Source organism: Vibrio sp. Vb0304 (genome assembly GCF_033338995.1).
In the GTDB taxonomy this organism is placed as follows: Bacteria; Pseudomonadota; Gammaproteobacteria; order Enterobacterales; family Vibrionaceae; genus Vibrio; species Vibrio alginolyticus.
In genome coordinates this window covers 73,840-91,663 of the sequence record NZ_JAWOTT010000007.1, presented here as the reverse complement: position 1 = coordinate 91,663, position 17,824 = coordinate 73,840, and the positions used below count along the sequence as shown (strand labels likewise).

Sequence of the window (17,824 nt, the reverse complement as noted above, 5' to 3'; positions counted from 1 at the left end):
GGAGTACCTATGACAAAAATGATTCACACCATGATCCGAGTAAGTGATCTGGACCGCTCTCTACAATTTTACTGTGACGTACTTGAACTAGAAGTCGCTGATCAATACATCTTTGATGGCTTTTCTCTAACCTATCTAGCCAACCAAGAAACTGGCTTTGAATTGGAACTGACGCACAATCATGACCAAAGTGAGCCCTACACTCACGGCTCAGGCTACGGCCACCTTGCCGTCAGCGTGGAGGACATTGAACAAGCCCACAAACGCATTAAATCTCTCGGCATTGAAACTGGTGACATCAAAGCCTTTGACCATCAACAAAAGCATTTAGCAACGTTCTTTTTTGTAACCGACCCTGATGGTTACAAAATTGAGTTCCTGCAACGCCAAGGGCGTTACCTATAACAAAAAGAGTAAACATTATGATTCACTTGACGGCTACCTTTCATGCACAACCGGGAAAAGAACAAGAGTTAAAAGAGGTACTTACCCGAGCGCTTGAACCTACTCGCAATGAAGAAGGTTGCGTTCGTTATCAATTGTTCCAAGATAAAGACAATACATGCCACTTCGTTTTTCAGGAGCAATTTAAAAACCAACAAGCATTTGAGCTTCATGGTAAAACAGAACACTTTGCTCTTTTGATTAGCCAGATCGACAACTTGTTAGAATGCGAGCCGAAACTGGTGTTCTTTAACGAACTGTAACTATAGCGCTAACCGAAGATCAAAAAAGGCACTCTATCTAGAGTGCCTTCCACTAGTTGGGACCTGTGATTAAGCGTCTTGCTTCTCCACCATATGCAAATGCACATCTTGTTGTGGGAAAGGAATCGAAATACCTTCTCGGTCGAAGCGTAGTTTCACTTCTTTAGTCACATCCCAGTATACATCCCAGTAATCATCCGTTTTTACCCAAGGACGCACAATAAAATCTACAGAAGACGTATTTAATGTATGAACTTTGATCATTGGCTCTGGAGTGCGAAGTACCGAAGGGTGAGAGGTAATGATATCAGACAATACTGACTCCGCTTTTAAGAGGTCATCCGCATAGCCAATGCCAAACACCATATCCACGCGGCGAATGCGTTCATGCGTGACGTTCTTAATCACATCTCCCCAGATTTTGCTGTTAGGCACAATAATAATTTGGTTATCAAACGTACGGATTGTGGTGTTCACCAAACTCATATGGCTTACCTTGCCATCCACACCGCCAGCATACACAAAATCACCAACATCAAATGGGCGATAAATAAGCAGCATCATACCCGCCGCGAAGTTGGATAACGTGTCTTGCAACGCGAAACCAATAATCACACCAGCAATACCGAAACCGGTTAGGATTGGCGCTAGGTTCAAACCAAGCTGAGATAAGCCCACCATGATACCGATCACCCACACGAATTTGCCGGACATCGAGATAAAGAAGTCCTGCATCAAGTGGGAAAGTTTTAAGTTTTTCGATGCAACTGCCTTACGGACCACTTTGCGCGTTAACTTAGCCAGTCCGCGAGCGATCAATAAAATCAGCGCAAAAACAAACAACTGGAAGATATGCTGCGGTGCATTCTCGGCAAACCAATCCAGTGCCGAGTTGGACCAGTGACTCAGTATTGACCACACAACTTTGGTATTCAGTAAATCATGGGTGATATTACCCGTCACTTCAAAAATTTGGCGTTTGTATTCAGACGTTTCTAAACCGACTTTATCACCAATTGAAATCAGGTTGCGTAAGCTTTCTGTCGCAATATTTAGCCTTTGTTTAGTAATGAGCTGACTAAGTTGCAACGACGCTTTTTCCGACTCTGGGCTAGACGAAAGTTGGGAACCAATGATCTCACTTTGCTGACTCAAGTACTCAATTGAAGCAGACAGTAAGCGCATACGTTTATCAATTTTATCTTTTAGTTCCGCTTCTGCGCGCTCGTTTTGGGCCCCTAGCTCCTTCAACCAAGCGAGATTTTGCCAGCTCGAATCGAAGCTAACATCAAGATAACGCTGTAGCTCTCGATAATCATTAACAAGAGCAAGCTTCTCTTCATCCTTAGCCTTATTTAAATCCTCGACGACTTTCTTTATTTTTTCCGATAGATAGTTCGTCGCGTCCTCAGAGTATTGTTCTTGTTTTTTAACTAGCAAGATCAGCTTGTCGCGAGAGATAGTTTCACGTTCAATCGCTGACGCTAACTGGCTTCTCAATTCTTCATTCTTTTGGAATAGTTGCAGTTGAAGGGCATCACGCTCGTCGCCACTCGCTTGCGAGAGGCTTTGGGATAAATCCACAATCTCTCGGTTCAAGTTGTCAATCGAGATTTCGGCAGCAGAAGGCTCTTGGATATCGTCAGTAGCAGTCGCATGAACAGCCATTGGGGAGAACATAATGACGGCAAGTGCGAATAATGTCACCCAAGATGTCAGGCGCAGTTTCTGGGGGAAATGAAACGTCATGTTTACCTCATAGGGAACAATCCTGATCAAAACAATCAGGAATAGAAGTGTAAAGCGTTGAAATCATACTCCTAAGTTTACAACACTAAATAATAAACTGAGCAGCATTTCGTTAGCGAGACGTCAAAGTTGGGAGCCCCAATAGCAAACAAGCCTTTCATTTAATCAATGAAAGGCTTGTTTTTATTCGACTAAGGACGGTTGGGATGATTTAAAATATGGTCTTCCCAATCCACCACATCAATCTCGTAAACAACTTTGTTACGGACACTTTCCCCAGCCGCATGCATTGCGGACTTAGAGCCGGTAATCAACGGATGCCATTCTGGTAAAGGCTGCTTTTCTGCCAACAGACGGTAAGCGCACGTGTGTGGCAGCCAAGTAAAATCGTCGATGTCTTCTCGGGTCAGCTTGGTGCACTCTTCACCCGAAGTGAAACGGTTTGGGTAATCCTTACATGAACACGTTTTACTGTTCAGCCAGCTACAAGCCACATTGGTATAGTAGATTTCATCGGTATCTTCATCCATCAGCTTATGCAAACAACATTTGCCACAACCATCACAGAGAGATTCCCATTCCTCTTCTGTCATCTGCTCTAACGATTTACTTTGCCAAAATGGAGTGCTCATACTTCAGGTCTCACCAAGGGAATTTAGGGGGCGATTTATACTCTTCTCAACGCAAAAGTTCAAGTTTTGAGAAGATCTTGCATCCTTCCCACATAACGGTGGAGATATTCAACTACTTTCGTTTTACTGTTCTATCCTTAAACAAGTTTCCATTACTCAATTGATCAAGAAGGCATTAAGGAGTTTTCATGGGTATTATTTCTTGGATTATTTTGGGCTTAATCGCCGGCGCACTTGCTAAATGGCTCATGCCAGGAAAAGATGGGGGCGGTTGGATTGCAACAATGTTACTTGGTATTGCAGGGGCATTTGTAGGTGGCTTCCTTGGCGGCATTCTCGGTTTCGGCGGAGCCACTGGCGTCAACATTGGTAGTATCATTACCGCAACACTAGGCGCATTTATTCTGTTGTTTGTTTATAACCGTTTCTTAAAATAATCACGATGATTTAAAAGCAAAAAACCAAAAAGGGAGCGTAATGTTAAGCGCGCCCTTTTATTTTTTTCTTTCTTCACTCTTCCAATCCACGTCAAAATGACCATAATTGCCCCCTTAATTTTTAAGAGGTTTACATTATGGATTGTCGATTAGGATGTGGAGCGTGCTGTATTGCGCCAAGTATCTCTTCACCAATACCAGGAATGCCGAAGGGCAAACCTGCAGGTGTTCGTTGTGTGCAACTCAACGACGACAATTTGTGCAAGCTATTTGGTAAGCCTGAACGCCCTAAAGTCTGTCACGATTTTAAACCGTGTCCGATTGTATGCGGCAACACCAATCAAGAAGCACTCGACAACATCACTGAATTAGAACAATTGACGTAATGCGACTCTAGACCACACGTTTAAAGTTAGTACCTCGGTTGTTTCTCTCCGCGGCAGTAATCAAAGCAAACTCAAGATTTAGCACTTTCCCCCTCTGCTTTTTATCTCACCCTTGAGAACTCTTGCCACATAGCGTTCCATTTGCGGTTTTCGCGCGATCTCCCTCACAATTTATTGACAATTCTCGACTATGTTCAGCGGGTCATTTAATTAAAGATCAGGAAAGAACATGAATAAGTATTTGGCTGAGGCTGTTGGCACGTTCTGGCTAGTGTTAGGCGGCTGTGGTAGCGCGGTGTTGGCTGCGGGTTTCCCTGAAGTGGGTATTGGTCTGTTGGGCGTTTCTTTGGCATTCGGTTTAACCGTTCTGACGATGGCATTTGCTATCGGTCATATTTCAGGTTGTCACTTGAACCCTGCAGTGACAGTTGGCCTTTGGGCAGGCGGTCGTTTTGAGACAAAAGACGTTGCTCCCTACATCATCTCACAGGTGATCGGCGGGCTTATCGCAGGTGGCGTGCTTTACGTTATTGCATCTGGACAAGCAGGATTCGATGTTGTGGGTTCTGGCTTTGCCGCCAATGGTTATGGTGAACACTCTCCAGGCCAATACTCGATGATCGCTGCACTTGTGACTGAAGTTGTCATGACGATGATGTTCCTGATTGTCATTATGGGTGCAACAGACAAACGTGCGCCACAAGGCTTTGCACCTATCGCAATTGGCCTGTGTTTGACTCTCATTCACCTGATCAGCATTCCTGTCACCAATACGTCAGTAAACCCTGCTCGTAGCACGGCAGTCGCAGTATATGTGGGTGACTGGGCGGTTTCTCAGCTATGGCTGTTCTGGATTGCTCCTATTGTGGGTGGCGTGCTTGGTGCGGTTATCTACAAAAATCTTCTTGGTAAAGAATCGAACGATTAATCGTTCCTAACTCCCAAAATCAAAAAAGCCGCTGAATTCAGCGGCTTTTTATTAAATTCTGTGTCGACCTAATAGCGAATGTGACAACGTCGTGCCATCAACAAGCTCTAGCTCCCCACCGACAGGCACACCATGCGCGATGCGGCTGGCATCAACTTGGTGCTCTTTACATAGCTCTGCGATGTAGTGGGCAGTGGCTTCACCTTCAACTGTTGGGTTTGTCGCCAAAATCACTTCGGTAATATCACCGCGACGTAAGCGGTAATCAAGGACATCCAATCCAATATCACTTGGACCAATACCATCTAATGGCGACAAATGCCCCATAAGAACAAAATACCGACCAGAATATTGGCCTGTTGCTTCAACGGCTGCGATGTCTGCCGGGCTTTCTACCACACAAATTTGACCATTTTCTTGGCGTTTTGGGTTGGTACAAATGTGACAGACTTCTTCTTCGGTGAAGGTTCGACACTCAGTACAATGACCTATTTCTGTCATTGCCTGACTCAGCGCATCTGCAAGCTGCAAACCGCCTTTTCTATCGCGCTGTAACAAATGAAAGGCCATACGCTGCGCTGACTTGGGGCCAACCCCAGGTAGACAACGTAAGGCCTCCATCAATTGTTCCAGCATATGACTGGTACGCATTAAAAGTCCGCTTAATTAAATATCAGCAGATTAGAATGGCATTTTCATGCCTGGTGGTAGTTGCATACCGCCAGTTACAGAAGCCATTTTTTCTTTTTGAGTTTCTTCAACACGACGGGCTGCATCGTTGAACGCCGCAGCGATCAGATCTTCAAGCATTTCTTTGTCGTCTTCCATCAAACTTTCATCGATGTCAACACGACGTACGCTGTGACTACCAGTGATAGTAACTTTAACTAGGCCAGCACCAGACTCGCCAGTTACTTCCATATTCGCGATTTCTTCTTGAAGCTTTTGCATGCGATCTTGCATTTGCTGGGCTTGCTTCATTAGGTTGCCCATACCGCCTTTACCAAACATGTTTATCTCTCTGGTTTAATGAGGTGTTGCATCAATTAATGGGGTTATACCTTTGGGTTTTCAACCCCATTCCATTCGATTATTAGATAGGGCGCACACTATCTTTATCAAGCTCTGCAGCAAAACGACGTTCAATAAATTGAACATTTGGATCGTTTTCTAAACTGTTCAGCGCTTGCTGTAATTTCTCTTGGTAGAGCCTATCTCTCAGTTCAAGTGGTGTTTCTCCACTCTCCCCTATTTCGATGCTCATGTGGCACTCTTCACCTAACACGGTATTAAGTGCTTTGAGCAATTCGGCTTGAGCTCTATCAGTATTCAAATGAGCTTGGCTGCTTCTCAATAGTAACGAAACGGTTGTTCCTTCCTTACTATAATGAGAGTTTAGCGCAAGTTGCTCTACCAGCTTAGGGATCTCCATTAAGCTGATTAGCTTCGCCCATTCATTATGTTCTAATGACTCATCGATGAGCTTTTGTGCCATTTCAGGCGTTTTCTCATGCTCAAGTGCCTGCTTGAGCTGCGTAGGTGTCAGTTTTGTATTTACTTTTGTCTCAACAGGCTTGCTTGGACGCCAGCGATACGCTTCCTCAACTTGTGGCTCCGTCGACTTCGGAGCTGAGTTTGGCGACACCTGCGCGGAATTGCCATGCAATTGCGCTACTCGGTCGATAACCGATTCTGGTTGTGCAGATGCCGCTTTAGGCTTTTTTGAGCCACCATTTTGAGGAGTGTTCTGTTGTAGGCCTTGACGCTGAGAACGTAATTGGTGACGTAAACCGCTTAGACCACCGCGCGCCGATGTTGAAACGCTCTCTTGCACTTGTTGAGGTGGCGTTTCATGCTGCGGTGCAGGGTTTTCGCTCATCGGCGGCGCCATATCATACTGTGGCGGAACCCTCTCATATCCACTCGCGTGATATTCAGGTTGTGAATTGGATGAAGGTTGAGGCGCCACTTGTGGTGAGCTTTGTGCTGGACTCGGCTGCTGAGCTCGAGGAGCTGCTACTGTCTGAGCTGGTACAGTCTTTGATTGACTGGCACTTTGAACTGGGGCTGAAGCTGATTCGCAGTTACTGGAAACAACATTTGCCCCACTGTTACTTGATGGGCGGAACGCCATCATACGCAGCACAATCATTTCCAGACCGACTCGCCCATTTGGCGAGAGGGTCAAATCTTCACGACCTTTCAATGCAATTTGATAGTAAAGCTGAACGTCTTGCGGGCTTAGAGCTTTACTCAACAACTCGATTTTTTCTGCATCTGGCTGCGCTCGGTCTAGCGACGCTGGCAGCGCTTGATACATCGCAATTCGATGAAGCTGTGTTGCGACTTGCTGCAACAAACCATCCCACTCAACACCATTTGCTGCTAATTGCTGGATTTTATCCATGGCTGGTTGAGGTTGCTTGCTGCTGATTGACTCTAGTAAGTGAATCGCTTGGTCGGTATCAATCGTCCCCAACATGTGGCTGACAATATCGGTTTGCACCGCACCGTTACCTAAAGCAATTGCTTGATCGGTCAAGCTGAGAGCATCACGCATACTGCCATCTGCAGCATGTGAAATCATACCCAGTGCTTTTGGTTCTGCCGATACTTGCTCTTGACCCAAAATGTAGTCAAGTTGCTGATGAATATCATCAACGCTGATCGGTTTGAGATGGAACTGTAGACAACGCGACAATATAGTAACAGGCAGCTTTTGTGGATCGGTTGTCGCGAGTAAGAACTTCACATACTCTGGCGGCTCTTCCAGGGTTTTCAACAACGCATTGAAAGAGTGACGCGATAGCATGTGCACCTCATCGATGAGGTACACTTTAAAACGTCCACGAGCAGGTTTGTATTGAACGTTGTCTAACAGTTCACGAGTGTCTTCAACTTTAGTACGTGATGCTGCGTCGATTTCAAGAAGATCGACAAAGCGACCTTCATCAATTTCACGACAAGTATCACACTTACCACAAGGTGTCGCGGTAATGCCGGTTTCGCAGTTCAAGCCTTTGGCAAACAGCCTACCGATACTCGTTTTACCCACACCACGAGTCCCGCTGAACAGATAAGCATGGTGTAAACGGTTTTGCGCCAGTGCGTTTTCCAACGCCGTCAGGACATGTTTTTGTCCGACAACTTGGTCAAACTGATTAGGACGCCATTTTCGCGCTAAAGCTAAATAACTCATTGAATGTATTAATGTCCTTCAAAATCGCAGATGCTGTACACGTTTAGACCTAGTGCTTCTAAACGTTTATCGCCACCGATTTCTGGTAGGTTGATAACGAACGCAGCGTGCTCAACTTCACCACCCAGTTGGCGAATCAGCTTAGTCGTCGCTTCAATAGTACCGCCCGTTGCCAATAAATCGTCGACAACCAGTACTTTGTCGCCTTCAACGATGGCATCTGTATGGATTTCTAGTGTATCAACGCCGTATTCAAGCTCATAAGATTGAGCAACAGTAGGGCGTGGTAGCTTGCCTGGTTTACGCACTGGTACAAAACCAACACCTAGCTCAAGCGCTAAAGGCGCGCCAAATAGAAAGCCACGAGCTTCCGTACCCACAACCTTGGTAAAGCCCATATCTTTGTAACGTTCAACAAGTAAGTTGATCGTTGCTTGGTATGCTTTCGCGTCTTCAAGAAGGCTCGTCACATCACGAAATAGAATGCCTGGCTTTGGGTAGTCTTGGATGCTTTTGATGCTAGATTTGATCAGTGAAATTGTTTCTGTAGTCATAATACCGATTTACTTAGATTGGCTCATCGCCCTCTCTAATCGCAGTATCACGAGGGCAACGAACAATAGGTTTTCACCACTATGTGCTTATTTTCGTAAAAGTCACAGGCGCTGAAAATACAAACGCCCACTCGAAGAGCGGGCACACTATTCTCTACAATCTTAGTGATTTTCTTCTCGGTCAGCAACCAACTCAATCACAGGCAGACGCATAAACCAGCTGAGTAAAACGATTAGCATCACTAAAAGACCAATTTTTACCCAAACGAGGGGGACAACAACGATTGAAACCATGAAACTAAGCGCAATAAAAATCGCACCACGCTTTTTTACTTTTGAAGTAACAGCCCGATGCTTATGCCAATTGTCGAGAATGGGTCCAAACGTTTTGTGGTTATGTAACCATTGATGAAATGCGGGGCTACCACGCATAAAACATGCGCTAGCAAGCAAAATAAAAGGTGTGGTGGGTAAAAGTGGAAGGGCTATGCCGGCTATGCCGAGCACAATACAGAGTCCACCAACAGTATTGAAAAAGTAACGCTTAATACGAATGGTGAACTCCGGTACAAAATAGCTAGGATTAAAAGCCTGCGTAACCATTCATTACACGAAGCCAGGTTAGCGTTGCAGGAAGTGTTGGGATCAAAAGAACTGCAATAAAACCTAAAAAGTAAAAAATATTATAAGGCTCTTTAAAATCTTTGTCTGCCATGATGTGTCTTCTCACTAGTTGACTTTGCTTCTCCCAAGGCACAGCGTTAAATTATCGTTGCACAAATGGGTCATTATTGTTTTAAGCGCTGACTATACATTAAACAGCCAAATCTAAACACCAGTAAAAAGTAAGGTTATTGAACTAAACGTATGTTGTTTTGGTGGTTCTAAAAAGATAATAAGCAGCGTAAGGACGCTGCTTATTGGTTTGCAAGTCATAATTATACTAGTCGGGATTTCCGGGTAATACTTAAACTAAAACTTGAAGAACCTAAACACCCGATAGACAACTGTCCTGCAACACTAAGCGGTAAATCGCGGGTGATGAAGTTTTTCATACTTCCTCCCCCTAAACGGTTACCTGCTGCGATGTGTTGATTCGTATTTCCGTCAGACCAATGGCTATCTAAACCCGCAGGCAATATAGAGACCGAGGATGAAGCGAGGTCGGCGACACCAAACACAGCATTGACTGCACCCGCACACTCCGAACACTCAATTCCTTTTTCAATGATCCCTACCATGTCCTTGAGATCAGCACTGAAACTTTTCAAGTTACGGAGATAATCGTCAAACAATGCCCTAACGAGCAATGTCGTCGCAACTCCATCATTAGCTTGGGAAGCAGAATCAACGAGATAAAACGCAAATTGACCATTCATTAACCAACGATAATCGAAAACCAAGGGCATCACATCCGTCGATTGCAATAAACGGTACGAGCAGCGCCAATCTCCCTGAGCAGCATCCTTCTCTGGCAATAGAGCTTGCAGTAAATCTCTTGCCGCACTCGGATTCTGTTGCAAATATTCCAGATGCCAATACAGCTCTTGTTCATCCGGGATTTCACCACCATCATCAACCCTGAACCACTGACTTGAAAAGTCACGTTGTTCTGAGAAGTGGCTATCGGTATCTTCTAGCGTATTCTCTATCGCCTGAGATAGGTGCTCATAATTACCTATCGGTTTAGGAAGAAAATCTTTAATACCAAATCGCAACGCTTTCGCGACATCGGACATTTCATCCGTGCCTGATACCACGATAAGCGGCATATATGGGTATTCGAGACTAACTTCTTCGACGAACTCGATACCATCTAAGACCGGCATCGATAAATCACATAAGATAAGATCGGGTTGGCATTCCCTGAGTTGTTGAAGCGCTTCTAGGCCGTTTTCTGCTTCTACTACTTTAAAACCCTGACTTTCTAAATAGGCATTGGTTACTTTACGAAATATTGGATCATCGTCCACCAACATTATTAGTTTTTGATTAATCACTTCCTGTGCCGAGACCATTGCCGTTTGACTGTGAGTCTTAAACATACCTTTATCCCTCACAAAGCTCAGTCAAAAAAACAGATTTATTATTAAGTCATTATTTTTGTTGTGTTTACTTCCAGCAAAACGTGTCACAGCAAGACCTGAGGCCGCTTCGCCTTGTTATAAAACTTAGCTCGGAAACTGCATTAATACAAATATTACGGCGTATAACAGTATTTACTCAAACAGGGTTGCTGTGTTCAAATGATGCAACATGTTGACTTAAAGCAAGCTTTGATCACAAAGTTAATTATAAATTAACCGTAATCGGTAATTTAATGTGTCTGGAAATATGAAATTAGATGACTTAAACCTGTTTCGACTGGTTGTCGAAAATGGGAGCTACACCGCAACTTCGCGAAAAACCATGATCCCGGTTGCGACCATCACCCGACGCATTCAAGCGCTAGAAGACTCTGTCAATCTTCGACTATTGAACCGTCATGCTCGCAAACTCTCGCTCACTGAAGCAGGGGAACGTTTTTACCATGAGTGCTCTCCTTTACTACAAAGGCTAACAACCGCAGCAGAGGAAATCACTGACGACTGCCGAGGAGCATCCGGCAAGATTAAGATATCCGCGCCTTACAACTTAACTAAACGAATGATGATGCCGATGTTCAACAGCTTTATGAAGCAGTACCCGGACATCAACATTGAGCTAACGACAGAGAATAATGCGGACAAGCTTGACCCTACTGAATGGGATGTAATTTTTCGAGTGGGACCGCAACGCGACTCTAGCCTCATCGCGCGTAAGATTGGCGAAGTGAAGGATATTCTCGTTGCAAGCCCTGACTATCTAACCTCGAATCCTGCGCCACACCATGCAGAAGAGCTATCTAACCATTCATTGCTAAAAGGGTACCCACTTATTAAGTGGACCTTGATTAATAGCAAAGGCGAGTCTGTGGTGAATGTTGATCGTGGTCGTTTTCAAGCAAACGCGCTCAATGTGGTGCGCAGCGCTTGTTCCGAAGGTTTAGGCATCACACTAATGCCAGATGTAATGATCAAAGAGTACATCGAGAGCGGCGATTTGGTACGCGTACTGCCAGATTGGAGTGCAAACCCGCGCGACATTTATATGCTTTACAACCACAAAGACCACCTGCCAGAGAAAGTTCGCCTCTTTATTGACTTTGTGATCGCTTATAACATTCACTAACTAGATAGCGAAAACAAAAAACCAGAGCCGAAGCTCTGGTTTTTTTACGACTTAAGAAAGCGCATCCTATGCGCCTTCGTTATGAAGCTCTAGGTTTGCTAAATCCTGTTGGATTTCAAGTTGTGTTTTCGCATCATCATTACGAAGACCATCTAAGAAATCTAGGTATTGTTGGTCGATATCACCCGTTACGTATTCGCCGTTAAACACGGAAGTATCGAACTGAGTAATGTCTTGGTTTCCAAGACCTACAGCCTCTACCAAATCTTCTAGACGTTGATAAATAAGCGCATCGGCACCAATCTGCTTACAAATTGTATCGTTGTCACGGCCATGGGCAATAAGCTCTGTAGCACTTGGCATATCAATGCCGTATACGTTCGGGAAACGAACTTCAGGAGCCGCTGAGACCATGTACACTTTCTTGGCACCAGAATCACGAGCCATCTCAATAATCTGCTCTGACGTTGTACCTCGAACAATAGAGTCATCCACCAGCAACACATTCTTGCCTTTGAATTCCGAACGAATAGCATTCAACTTGCGACGTACTGATTTCTTACGTTGTTGCTGGCCAGGCATGATAAACGTACGTCCAACATAACGGTTTTTCACGAAACCCTGGCGATAAGGGATATCGATCGCTTGAGCGATTTGCAGTGCAATGTCGCAAGACGTTTCAGGGATAGGAATGACAACATCGATATCAAGGTTTGCATAATCTTCACGAATACGTTCGCCCAGCTTTTTACCCATTTCAACGCGAGCACTGTATACCGAAATTTTATCGATGAACGAATCTGGACGAGCAAAGTACACGAACTCGAAAATACAAGGGTTCAGCTTAGGATTATCTGCACACTGCTTCGTGTAAAGCTCACCGTCAAACGTTGCGTAAATCGCTTCACCAGGTGCAACATCACGGACGAAATCAAAACCGACCGCATCCAATGCCACCGATTCAGACGCAACCATGTACTCTGCTCTGCCGTTAACTTCACGCTTACCTAAACAGAGCGGGCGAATACCGTGTGGGTCACGAAATGCAATCATACCATGACCAATGATCATGGCGGTCACAGCATAAGCACCGCGAATTGTGCGATGAACATTGGTGACTGCGCGGAATACGTCTTCGGTCGTGACATTTCCTTTTACTGAGTCAATTTCGTGCGCCAGTACATTTAGTAATACTTCAGAGTCTGAAGTGGTATTGATATGACGGCGATCTTTTTCAAACAGCTTCTGACGAACTTCGTTAGCGTTAGTCAAGTTACCGTTGTGGGCAAGTGTAATACCGAAAGGAGAGTTTACGTAGAAAGGTTGAGCTTCTGAAGCGCTTGAACTGCCTGCTGTAGGGTAACGAACATGACCAATTCCGACCTCGCCTTGCAGGCGTTGCATGTGTCTTGCTTCAAATACATCCTTGACTAAACCGTTCGCCTTACGCAGACGAAAACGATTGCTTTCTATGGTACAAATACCAGCGGCATCTTGGCCACGATGCTGTAACACCGTTAACGCGTCATAAATAGACTGGTTTACAGGCGTTGTGCCCACGATTCCAACAATACCACACATGTCCTAATCCTCGATTTGCGACAGTAGCTGGCACTACTAGATAGTGCCAGACAGAAAACTTGATGTTGCTTGTAAATGCTCGAAGAATGGGGCGATGATACGGCTGAACTCAGGGATCAACTGTGAATCTTTCCACCAATCCGAGCTTGGGAATGCAGTAAACGCATCCATAAAAAACAGCACCGCAGAAACAATTAAGACTCCGCGTAGACCACCAAATACAATCCCGAGAATTCGGTCCGTACCTGATAGCCCTGTTTTTTGTACCAGTTGACCAATGACGTAATTCACCACTGCACCAACTACCAAGGTTGCGACAAATAACGCCGCAATCGCCGCTCCGTTACGAAACATATCATCTTCGATGTTGGTGAAGTACACCGCTAATTTGGCATAGTAATTACTGGAGATAAAAAACGCTCCGAACCAAATCACCAAAGACAAAGCTTCTTTAGCAAAACCGCGAACTAAACTGATCAGAGCTGAAAATCCGATCACACCTAAAATGATAAAATCTATCCAATTCATCTTTTCTTCATCTTAAGTTGGCGCGCATTTTAACAGAAAAAATGCTGACGCAAACGTTTTCTTATGGATTTAATGGCTTAAATTTAAGCAATTGACCTTTTGAACCTGTAATTTTTTGTAATTCTTGAACTTGTCGTTCAAGTTTACTTTTTGACACATCAGGGCCAACAATCACTCTCGTAAACTCGTTTTCTTTCTTTGTGTGAGCTTGATAACCACGCTTTTGCAAATCCGCGACAAGCGCGACAGCATTTTCGTGATTCTTAAGTGCCATCAACTGAATGATCCAAGCTGAATCTTCATATTGATTTTTCTCTTGAACAGGACGAGTGACGACCTCAACTTGCTCTGGTTGTTTGATGACCTCAGGTTTAGATGTTGGCACTGGCTCGGGCTCAGAAACGGCTACTTGAGCATCCTCACGTTCTTGCACTACAGCTTCAACCGGAGAATCCGGTAACGTAATGTCGTCTTCCACTGGCTCTAATATTTCGAAGTTTTCCACATCACTATCAAGTTCTGGTTTGATAGGAATACTGGCAAATTCTTCTTTGTAGTGCAGTTTCTTACCATCTAGCACATCGGGAAGAACAATGACTCCGACTGCGACTAGAATGATGGTGCCGACTAAACGACTTTGGAATTTACTTGCCATCAAAATACCTTTACTTATTTATTATTTGATTGCCAATGTTCCAATACCTCTCCGACGGTATGGAATGAGCCAACCACCAGAATAACGTCTCCTGTCTTTGCGTGGCTTCTCGCACTCTCGAAGGCGTCAACAGGGTTTTCAAAATGAACTTGCCCATCAGGTAAGTATTGGCACAATTCATCAGCGGTCGCCGCTCTCGGTCCAGTAAGCGACGCTGGATACCATTGTGTTGCAACTGGAGTTAGAGCTTCAATGGTTGCTTTAATGTCCTTGTCATGCAGCATTGCAACCACAATATGGATATTCTTACCCAGATATTGTTGCTTCACTCTTTCTACCAAATACTCAGCAGAGTGCGGGTTATGAGCGACATCAAGGACTATTTCAGGTTCGTGATGCAGTACTTGCATACGCCCCGCCAAACGAGCATTATTCAAGCCATTGACAATATTTATGTCAGTGATTTGCAATTCCGAAGCCCCTAGTGCCATCAGTGCAGTGGCTGCATTTTGTAATGGTAGCGATGGGATTGGTAAATCCTCTAACTCAAATGCCCCACTGCTCCATTTCCAACCATTATCAGTTAGTTGGTAATCGTACTGAATACCTACTTGGAAGAACTCAGAACCAATATCGTCAGCATGAGCCGCCACGGTCGCTGGTGGCGTCGGTTGACCACAAATTGCTGGCTTCCCTGAACGGTAAATGCCCGCTTTTTCAAAACCAATAACATTGATGTCATCACCAAGCCAATCCACATGATCGATCGCTAAGCTCGTAATAACAGAAACATCATGGTCAACAACGTTAGTGGCGTCTAGACGGCCGCCAAGTCCTACTTCAAGTAAGACAACGTCAACTTTCTCTACTTGGAAAATACGTAGCGCAGCAAGCGTACCGAATTCAAAGAGGCTAAGGCTAACATCACCACGCTGCTTTTCTACATAATCGAATGCTTTACAGTGCTTGGCATCTACAACGTCAACGCCATTAATGCGTACACGCTCGTTGTAACGAATCAGGTGCGGAGAACTATAAACACCGACTGAATAGCCAGCATCAAGTAAAATGGCTTCCATTAACGCACACGTTGAGCCTTTGCCATTGGTTCCGGCAACGGTGATTACGGTTGGAGCTGGTTTGGTAAGATTGGCTTTGTTTGCTACCGCTTGGACACGGTCTAAGCCTAGATCAATTGCTGAGGAATGAATATTTGCTAAATAATCAAGCCACATCTCTAATGAAGATGTGGCTTGAGGAATTGGGTTTTGGGTCATCTAACTTTAACCATTAAATTCTTTGGTTTTTATGTTAGTTGATACTTTACCCTTTTTCGTCCGCTTCTGGTACAGAATATGGCTCTTCATTTGGAGATTCGTTAACCGAAACCACCAAAGGAGACTTGTGGTTAGTCATCTTAGCGATAAGACCACCCACACGCTGACGCATTTCACGACGGTCAACGATCATATCAATAGCACCGTGATCAAGTAGGAACTCACTACGCTGGAAACCTTCAGGAAGATCTTCACGCACTGTTTGCTCGATTACACGACGACCAGCAAAGCCAATCAGGGCCTTAGGTTCACCGATGTTGATATCACCCAACATAGCCAAACTTGCTGATACACCACCCATTGTAGGGTCAGTTAGAACCGAAATAAACGGCAGACCTTTTTCTGATAAACGCTCAAGCGCAGCACTGGTTTTTGCCATTTGCATAAGAGACATTAATGCCTCTTGCATACGAGCACCACCACTTGCTGAGAAACAAACAAGCGCACAGTTATTTTCAATGGCTGCATCTACGGCTTTCACAAAGCGAGCACCAACGACTGAACCCATTGAACCACCCATAAAGGAGAATTCAAACGCACACGCCACAAGCGGCAGACCAAGCAATTCACCCTGCATAACAACTAGCGCATCTTTCTCGCCGCTGTTTTTTTGTGCAGCAGAGATACGCTCTTTGTATCGCTTAGAATCTTTAAATTTCAGTTTATCCTGTGGCTCAAGTTCAGAACCTAATTCAACTCGATTACCTTCATCTAAAAATGTTTCCAAACGACGACGCGCTTTCATACGCATGTGATGGTTACACTTTGGACAAACTTCTAAGTTACGCTCTAGTTCAGCATGGTATAAAACCTGTTCACAAGAGGTACATTTAGTCCACACACCTTCTGGGATAGAAGCTTTGCGTGAACTTACTAGATTGCTTTTCTCTAAAATCTTTTCAAGCCAACTCATGGAAGACCTTTTCTCTCAACTCTTCCGCTTCATTGCGAAAGATATAAATTCGACATAATACCGACGGATTAAACCATATCTTGCAGCTACTGTAGATAAAAAACTGGTTGTACCTATTTTTGATATCGTAAATAGCGTATGTTTTCCGTTCACATTCAATGTAAACACTACCGATATTTTGAAATAAGTTTGTAAAATTAGTTCAAATTATCTGGTAAAAACAGTGGACCGATCGGCACTTCAGGTAACCCAAACTCTTCTGGGTAGTCTACATCTACCAGGTACAGACCTTCCGCTTTCGCTGTCGCACCCGCTAGTTTGCGATCTTTGGCGTCTAATAACCACTTGATCCATTCAGGACTCTCTTCGCCACGTCCAACTTTTATCAAGCTACCCGTGATATTACGAACCATATGATGCACGAACGCATTGGCTTTAATATCAATAACCACATAGTTTCCATGGCGCGTAACGTTCAGATGCATCAAGTTTCGAAATGGACTGCGAGACTGACAATGCGCCGCGCGAAACGACGTAAAATCATTTTCGCCGAGTAGGAACTGCCCTGCTTCATGCATTTTTTTCTCGTCGAGCTCACCATGATAGTGACTAACCCCCGAGTTTAAGATGCCTGGACGTAAAGCATGATTGAAAATAATGTAACGATAACGGCGCGCTGTCGCTGAGAATCTTGCATGGAAATCATCTGAAACTTCCTTAGCCCAACGAACCGCTATATCGCTTGGCATGTTCGCGTTTGCGCCCATGGTCCAAGCTACCATTTTTCGAGTAACGTTGGTATCAAAGTGCACAACTTGTCCCGTGCCATGCACGCCTGCGTCTGTCCGACCAGCACACTGAACTTCAACTGGGTGATTAGCGACGACGGACAATGCTTTCTCTAGCTCTTCTTGGACACTTTTCACTTCTCTTTGGCGCTGCCAACCAAAGTAGTTTGTACCGTTGTACTCGATACCTAATGCGATTCTCATCTTAACCTTCGAACTC

The 17,824-nt window shown here is 44.6% G+C and carries 21 protein-coding genes; 6 read left to right on the top strand and 15 right to left on the bottom strand.

Translation table 11 applies throughout. The annotated features are described in order from the left end of the window. Positions 1-9: 9 nt before the first annotated feature. Together R7P35_RS11535 and R7P35_RS11530 are read left to right on the top strand one after the other, a co-directional pair. On the top strand, positions 10-405 hold the full coding sequence (locus R7P35_RS11535; protein ID WP_005380685.1) for a VOC family protein: 396 nt from the start codon (positions 10-12) through the stop codon (positions 403-405). A gap of 17 nt (positions 406-422) precedes the next feature. After that, entirely contained in the window at positions 423-707 is a 285-nt protein-coding gene (locus R7P35_RS11530; RefSeq protein ID WP_005384942.1) for a putative quinol monooxygenase, read from the top strand. Positions 708-776: 69 nt separating this feature from the next. Here R7P35_RS11530 and R7P35_RS11525 read toward each other — a convergent pair whose 3' ends face one another. Both R7P35_RS11525 and R7P35_RS11520 read right to left on the bottom strand, forming a co-directional pair. Further along, the gene (locus R7P35_RS11525; RefSeq protein ID WP_005380681.1) at positions 777-2,456 is read right to left on the bottom strand and encodes a mechanosensitive ion channel family protein; all 1,680 of its coding nucleotides are present in this window, start codon (positions 2,454-2,456) and stop codon (positions 777-779) included. 191 nt (positions 2,457-2,647) lie between these two features. Next, a complete protein-coding gene (locus R7P35_RS11520) occupies positions 2,648-3,088 on the bottom strand; it encodes a YcgN family cysteine cluster protein (protein ID WP_005384948.1) in 441 nt (146 codons plus the stop codon). A 188-nt stretch (positions 3,089-3,276) separates the two neighbouring features. Between R7P35_RS11520 and R7P35_RS11515 the strand changes: the two genes are divergently transcribed. The 3 genes from R7P35_RS11515 (at position 3,277) to aqpZ (ending at position 4,839) form a co-directional block, all read left to right on the top strand. Beyond that, entirely contained in the window at positions 3,277-3,525 is a 249-nt protein-coding gene (locus R7P35_RS11515; protein ID WP_005380625.1) for a GlsB/YeaQ/YmgE family stress response membrane protein, read from the top strand. Between the two features lie 137 nt (positions 3,526-3,662). Next, positions 3,663-3,911 (top strand): YkgJ family cysteine cluster protein, encoded by a 249-nt coding sequence (locus R7P35_RS11510; protein ID WP_017820793.1) that lies wholly within the window; start codon positions 3,663-3,665, stop codon positions 3,909-3,911. Between the two features lie 229 nt (positions 3,912-4,140). Continuing rightward, positions 4,141-4,839, top strand: a complete 699-nt coding sequence (aqpZ, locus tag R7P35_RS11505) for an aquaporin Z (RefSeq protein WP_213904882.1) — start codon at positions 4,141-4,143, stop codon at positions 4,837-4,839. A 51-nt stretch (positions 4,840-4,890) separates the two neighbouring features. Here aqpZ and recR read toward each other — a convergent pair whose 3' ends face one another. The 7 genes from recR to R7P35_RS11470 all read right to left on the bottom strand — a co-directional run bounded on the left by recR (position 4,891) and on the right by R7P35_RS11470 (position 10,637). Then, positions 4,891-5,490 (bottom strand): recombination mediator RecR, encoded by a 600-nt coding sequence (gene recR / locus R7P35_RS11500; protein ID WP_005380619.1) that lies wholly within the window; start codon positions 5,488-5,490, stop codon positions 4,891-4,893. Positions 5,491-5,520: 30 nt separating this feature from the next. Beyond that, on the bottom strand, positions 5,521-5,850 hold the full coding sequence (locus R7P35_RS11495; protein ID WP_005380618.1) for a YbaB/EbfC family nucleoid-associated protein: 330 nt from the start codon (positions 5,848-5,850) through the stop codon (positions 5,521-5,523). 82 nt (positions 5,851-5,932) lie between these two features. Further along, entirely contained in the window at positions 5,933-8,038 is a 2,106-nt protein-coding gene (dnaX, locus tag R7P35_RS11490; RefSeq protein WP_025767187.1) for a DNA polymerase III subunit gamma/tau, read from the bottom strand. 8 nt (positions 8,039-8,046) lie between these two features. Continuing rightward, entirely contained in the window at positions 8,047-8,592 is a 546-nt protein-coding gene (apt, locus tag R7P35_RS11485; RefSeq protein WP_005380615.1) for an adenine phosphoribosyltransferase, read from the bottom strand. Positions 8,593-8,754: 162 nt separating this feature from the next. Next, the gene (locus R7P35_RS11480; RefSeq protein ID WP_044129468.1) at positions 8,755-9,195 is read right to left on the bottom strand and encodes a YbaN family protein; all 441 of its coding nucleotides are present in this window, start codon (positions 9,193-9,195) and stop codon (positions 8,755-8,757) included. After that, entirely contained in the window at positions 9,176-9,307 is a 132-nt protein-coding gene (locus R7P35_RS11475; protein WP_005380608.1) for a hypothetical protein, read from the bottom strand. Before R7P35_RS11475 ends, R7P35_RS11480 begins: the two co-directional genes overlap by 20 nt. A 223-nt stretch (positions 9,308-9,530) precedes the next feature. After that, positions 9,531-10,637, bottom strand: coding sequence for a response regulator (locus R7P35_RS11470; protein WP_005380606.1), 1,107 nt, complete (start codon positions 10,635-10,637; stop codon positions 9,531-9,533). A 289-nt stretch (positions 10,638-10,926) separates the two neighbouring features. On the opposite strand from R7P35_RS11470, the gene R7P35_RS11465 reads away from it, so the two are divergent. Next, a complete protein-coding gene (locus R7P35_RS11465; RefSeq protein WP_005384959.1) occupies positions 10,927-11,802 on the top strand; it encodes a LysR family transcriptional regulator in 876 nt (291 codons plus the stop codon). A 66-nt stretch (positions 11,803-11,868) separates the two neighbouring features. Here the strand turns inward: R7P35_RS11465 and purF are convergent, their stop codons facing one another. The 6 genes from purF to truA form a co-directional block, all read right to left on the bottom strand. After that, positions 11,869-13,383 carry an amidophosphoribosyltransferase gene (gene purF, locus R7P35_RS11460; protein WP_005380592.1) on the bottom strand — a complete coding sequence of 505 codons (1,515 nt, stop codon included), beginning with the start codon at positions 13,381-13,383 and terminating at the stop codon, positions 11,869-11,871. Between the two features lie 36 nt (positions 13,384-13,419). Then, entirely contained in the window at positions 13,420-13,911 is a 492-nt protein-coding gene (locus R7P35_RS11455) for a CvpA family protein (RefSeq protein ID WP_005380590.1), read from the bottom strand. A gap of 61 nt (positions 13,912-13,972) precedes the next feature. Then, complete coding sequence (locus R7P35_RS11450; RefSeq protein ID WP_005380588.1) at positions 13,973-14,566, bottom strand: SPOR domain-containing protein; 594 nt, start codon at positions 14,564-14,566, stop codon at positions 13,973-13,975. Positions 14,567-14,580: 14 nt separating this feature from the next. Further along, positions 14,581-15,843 (bottom strand): bifunctional tetrahydrofolate synthase/dihydrofolate synthase, encoded by a 1,263-nt coding sequence (gene folC, locus R7P35_RS11445; protein ID WP_064354214.1) that lies wholly within the window; start codon positions 15,841-15,843, stop codon positions 14,581-14,583. A gap of 46 nt (positions 15,844-15,889) precedes the next feature. Further along, positions 15,890-16,816 (bottom strand): acetyl-CoA carboxylase, carboxyltransferase subunit beta, encoded by a 927-nt coding sequence (accD, locus tag R7P35_RS11440; protein ID WP_005380583.1) that lies wholly within the window; start codon positions 16,814-16,816, stop codon positions 15,890-15,892. A 197-nt stretch (positions 16,817-17,013) separates the two neighbouring features. After that, the gene (gene truA, locus R7P35_RS11435) at positions 17,014-17,808 is read right to left on the bottom strand and encodes a tRNA pseudouridine(38-40) synthase TruA (protein WP_053304165.1); all 795 of its coding nucleotides are present in this window, start codon (positions 17,806-17,808) and stop codon (positions 17,014-17,016) included. Positions 17,809-17,824 lie beyond the last annotated feature (16 nt).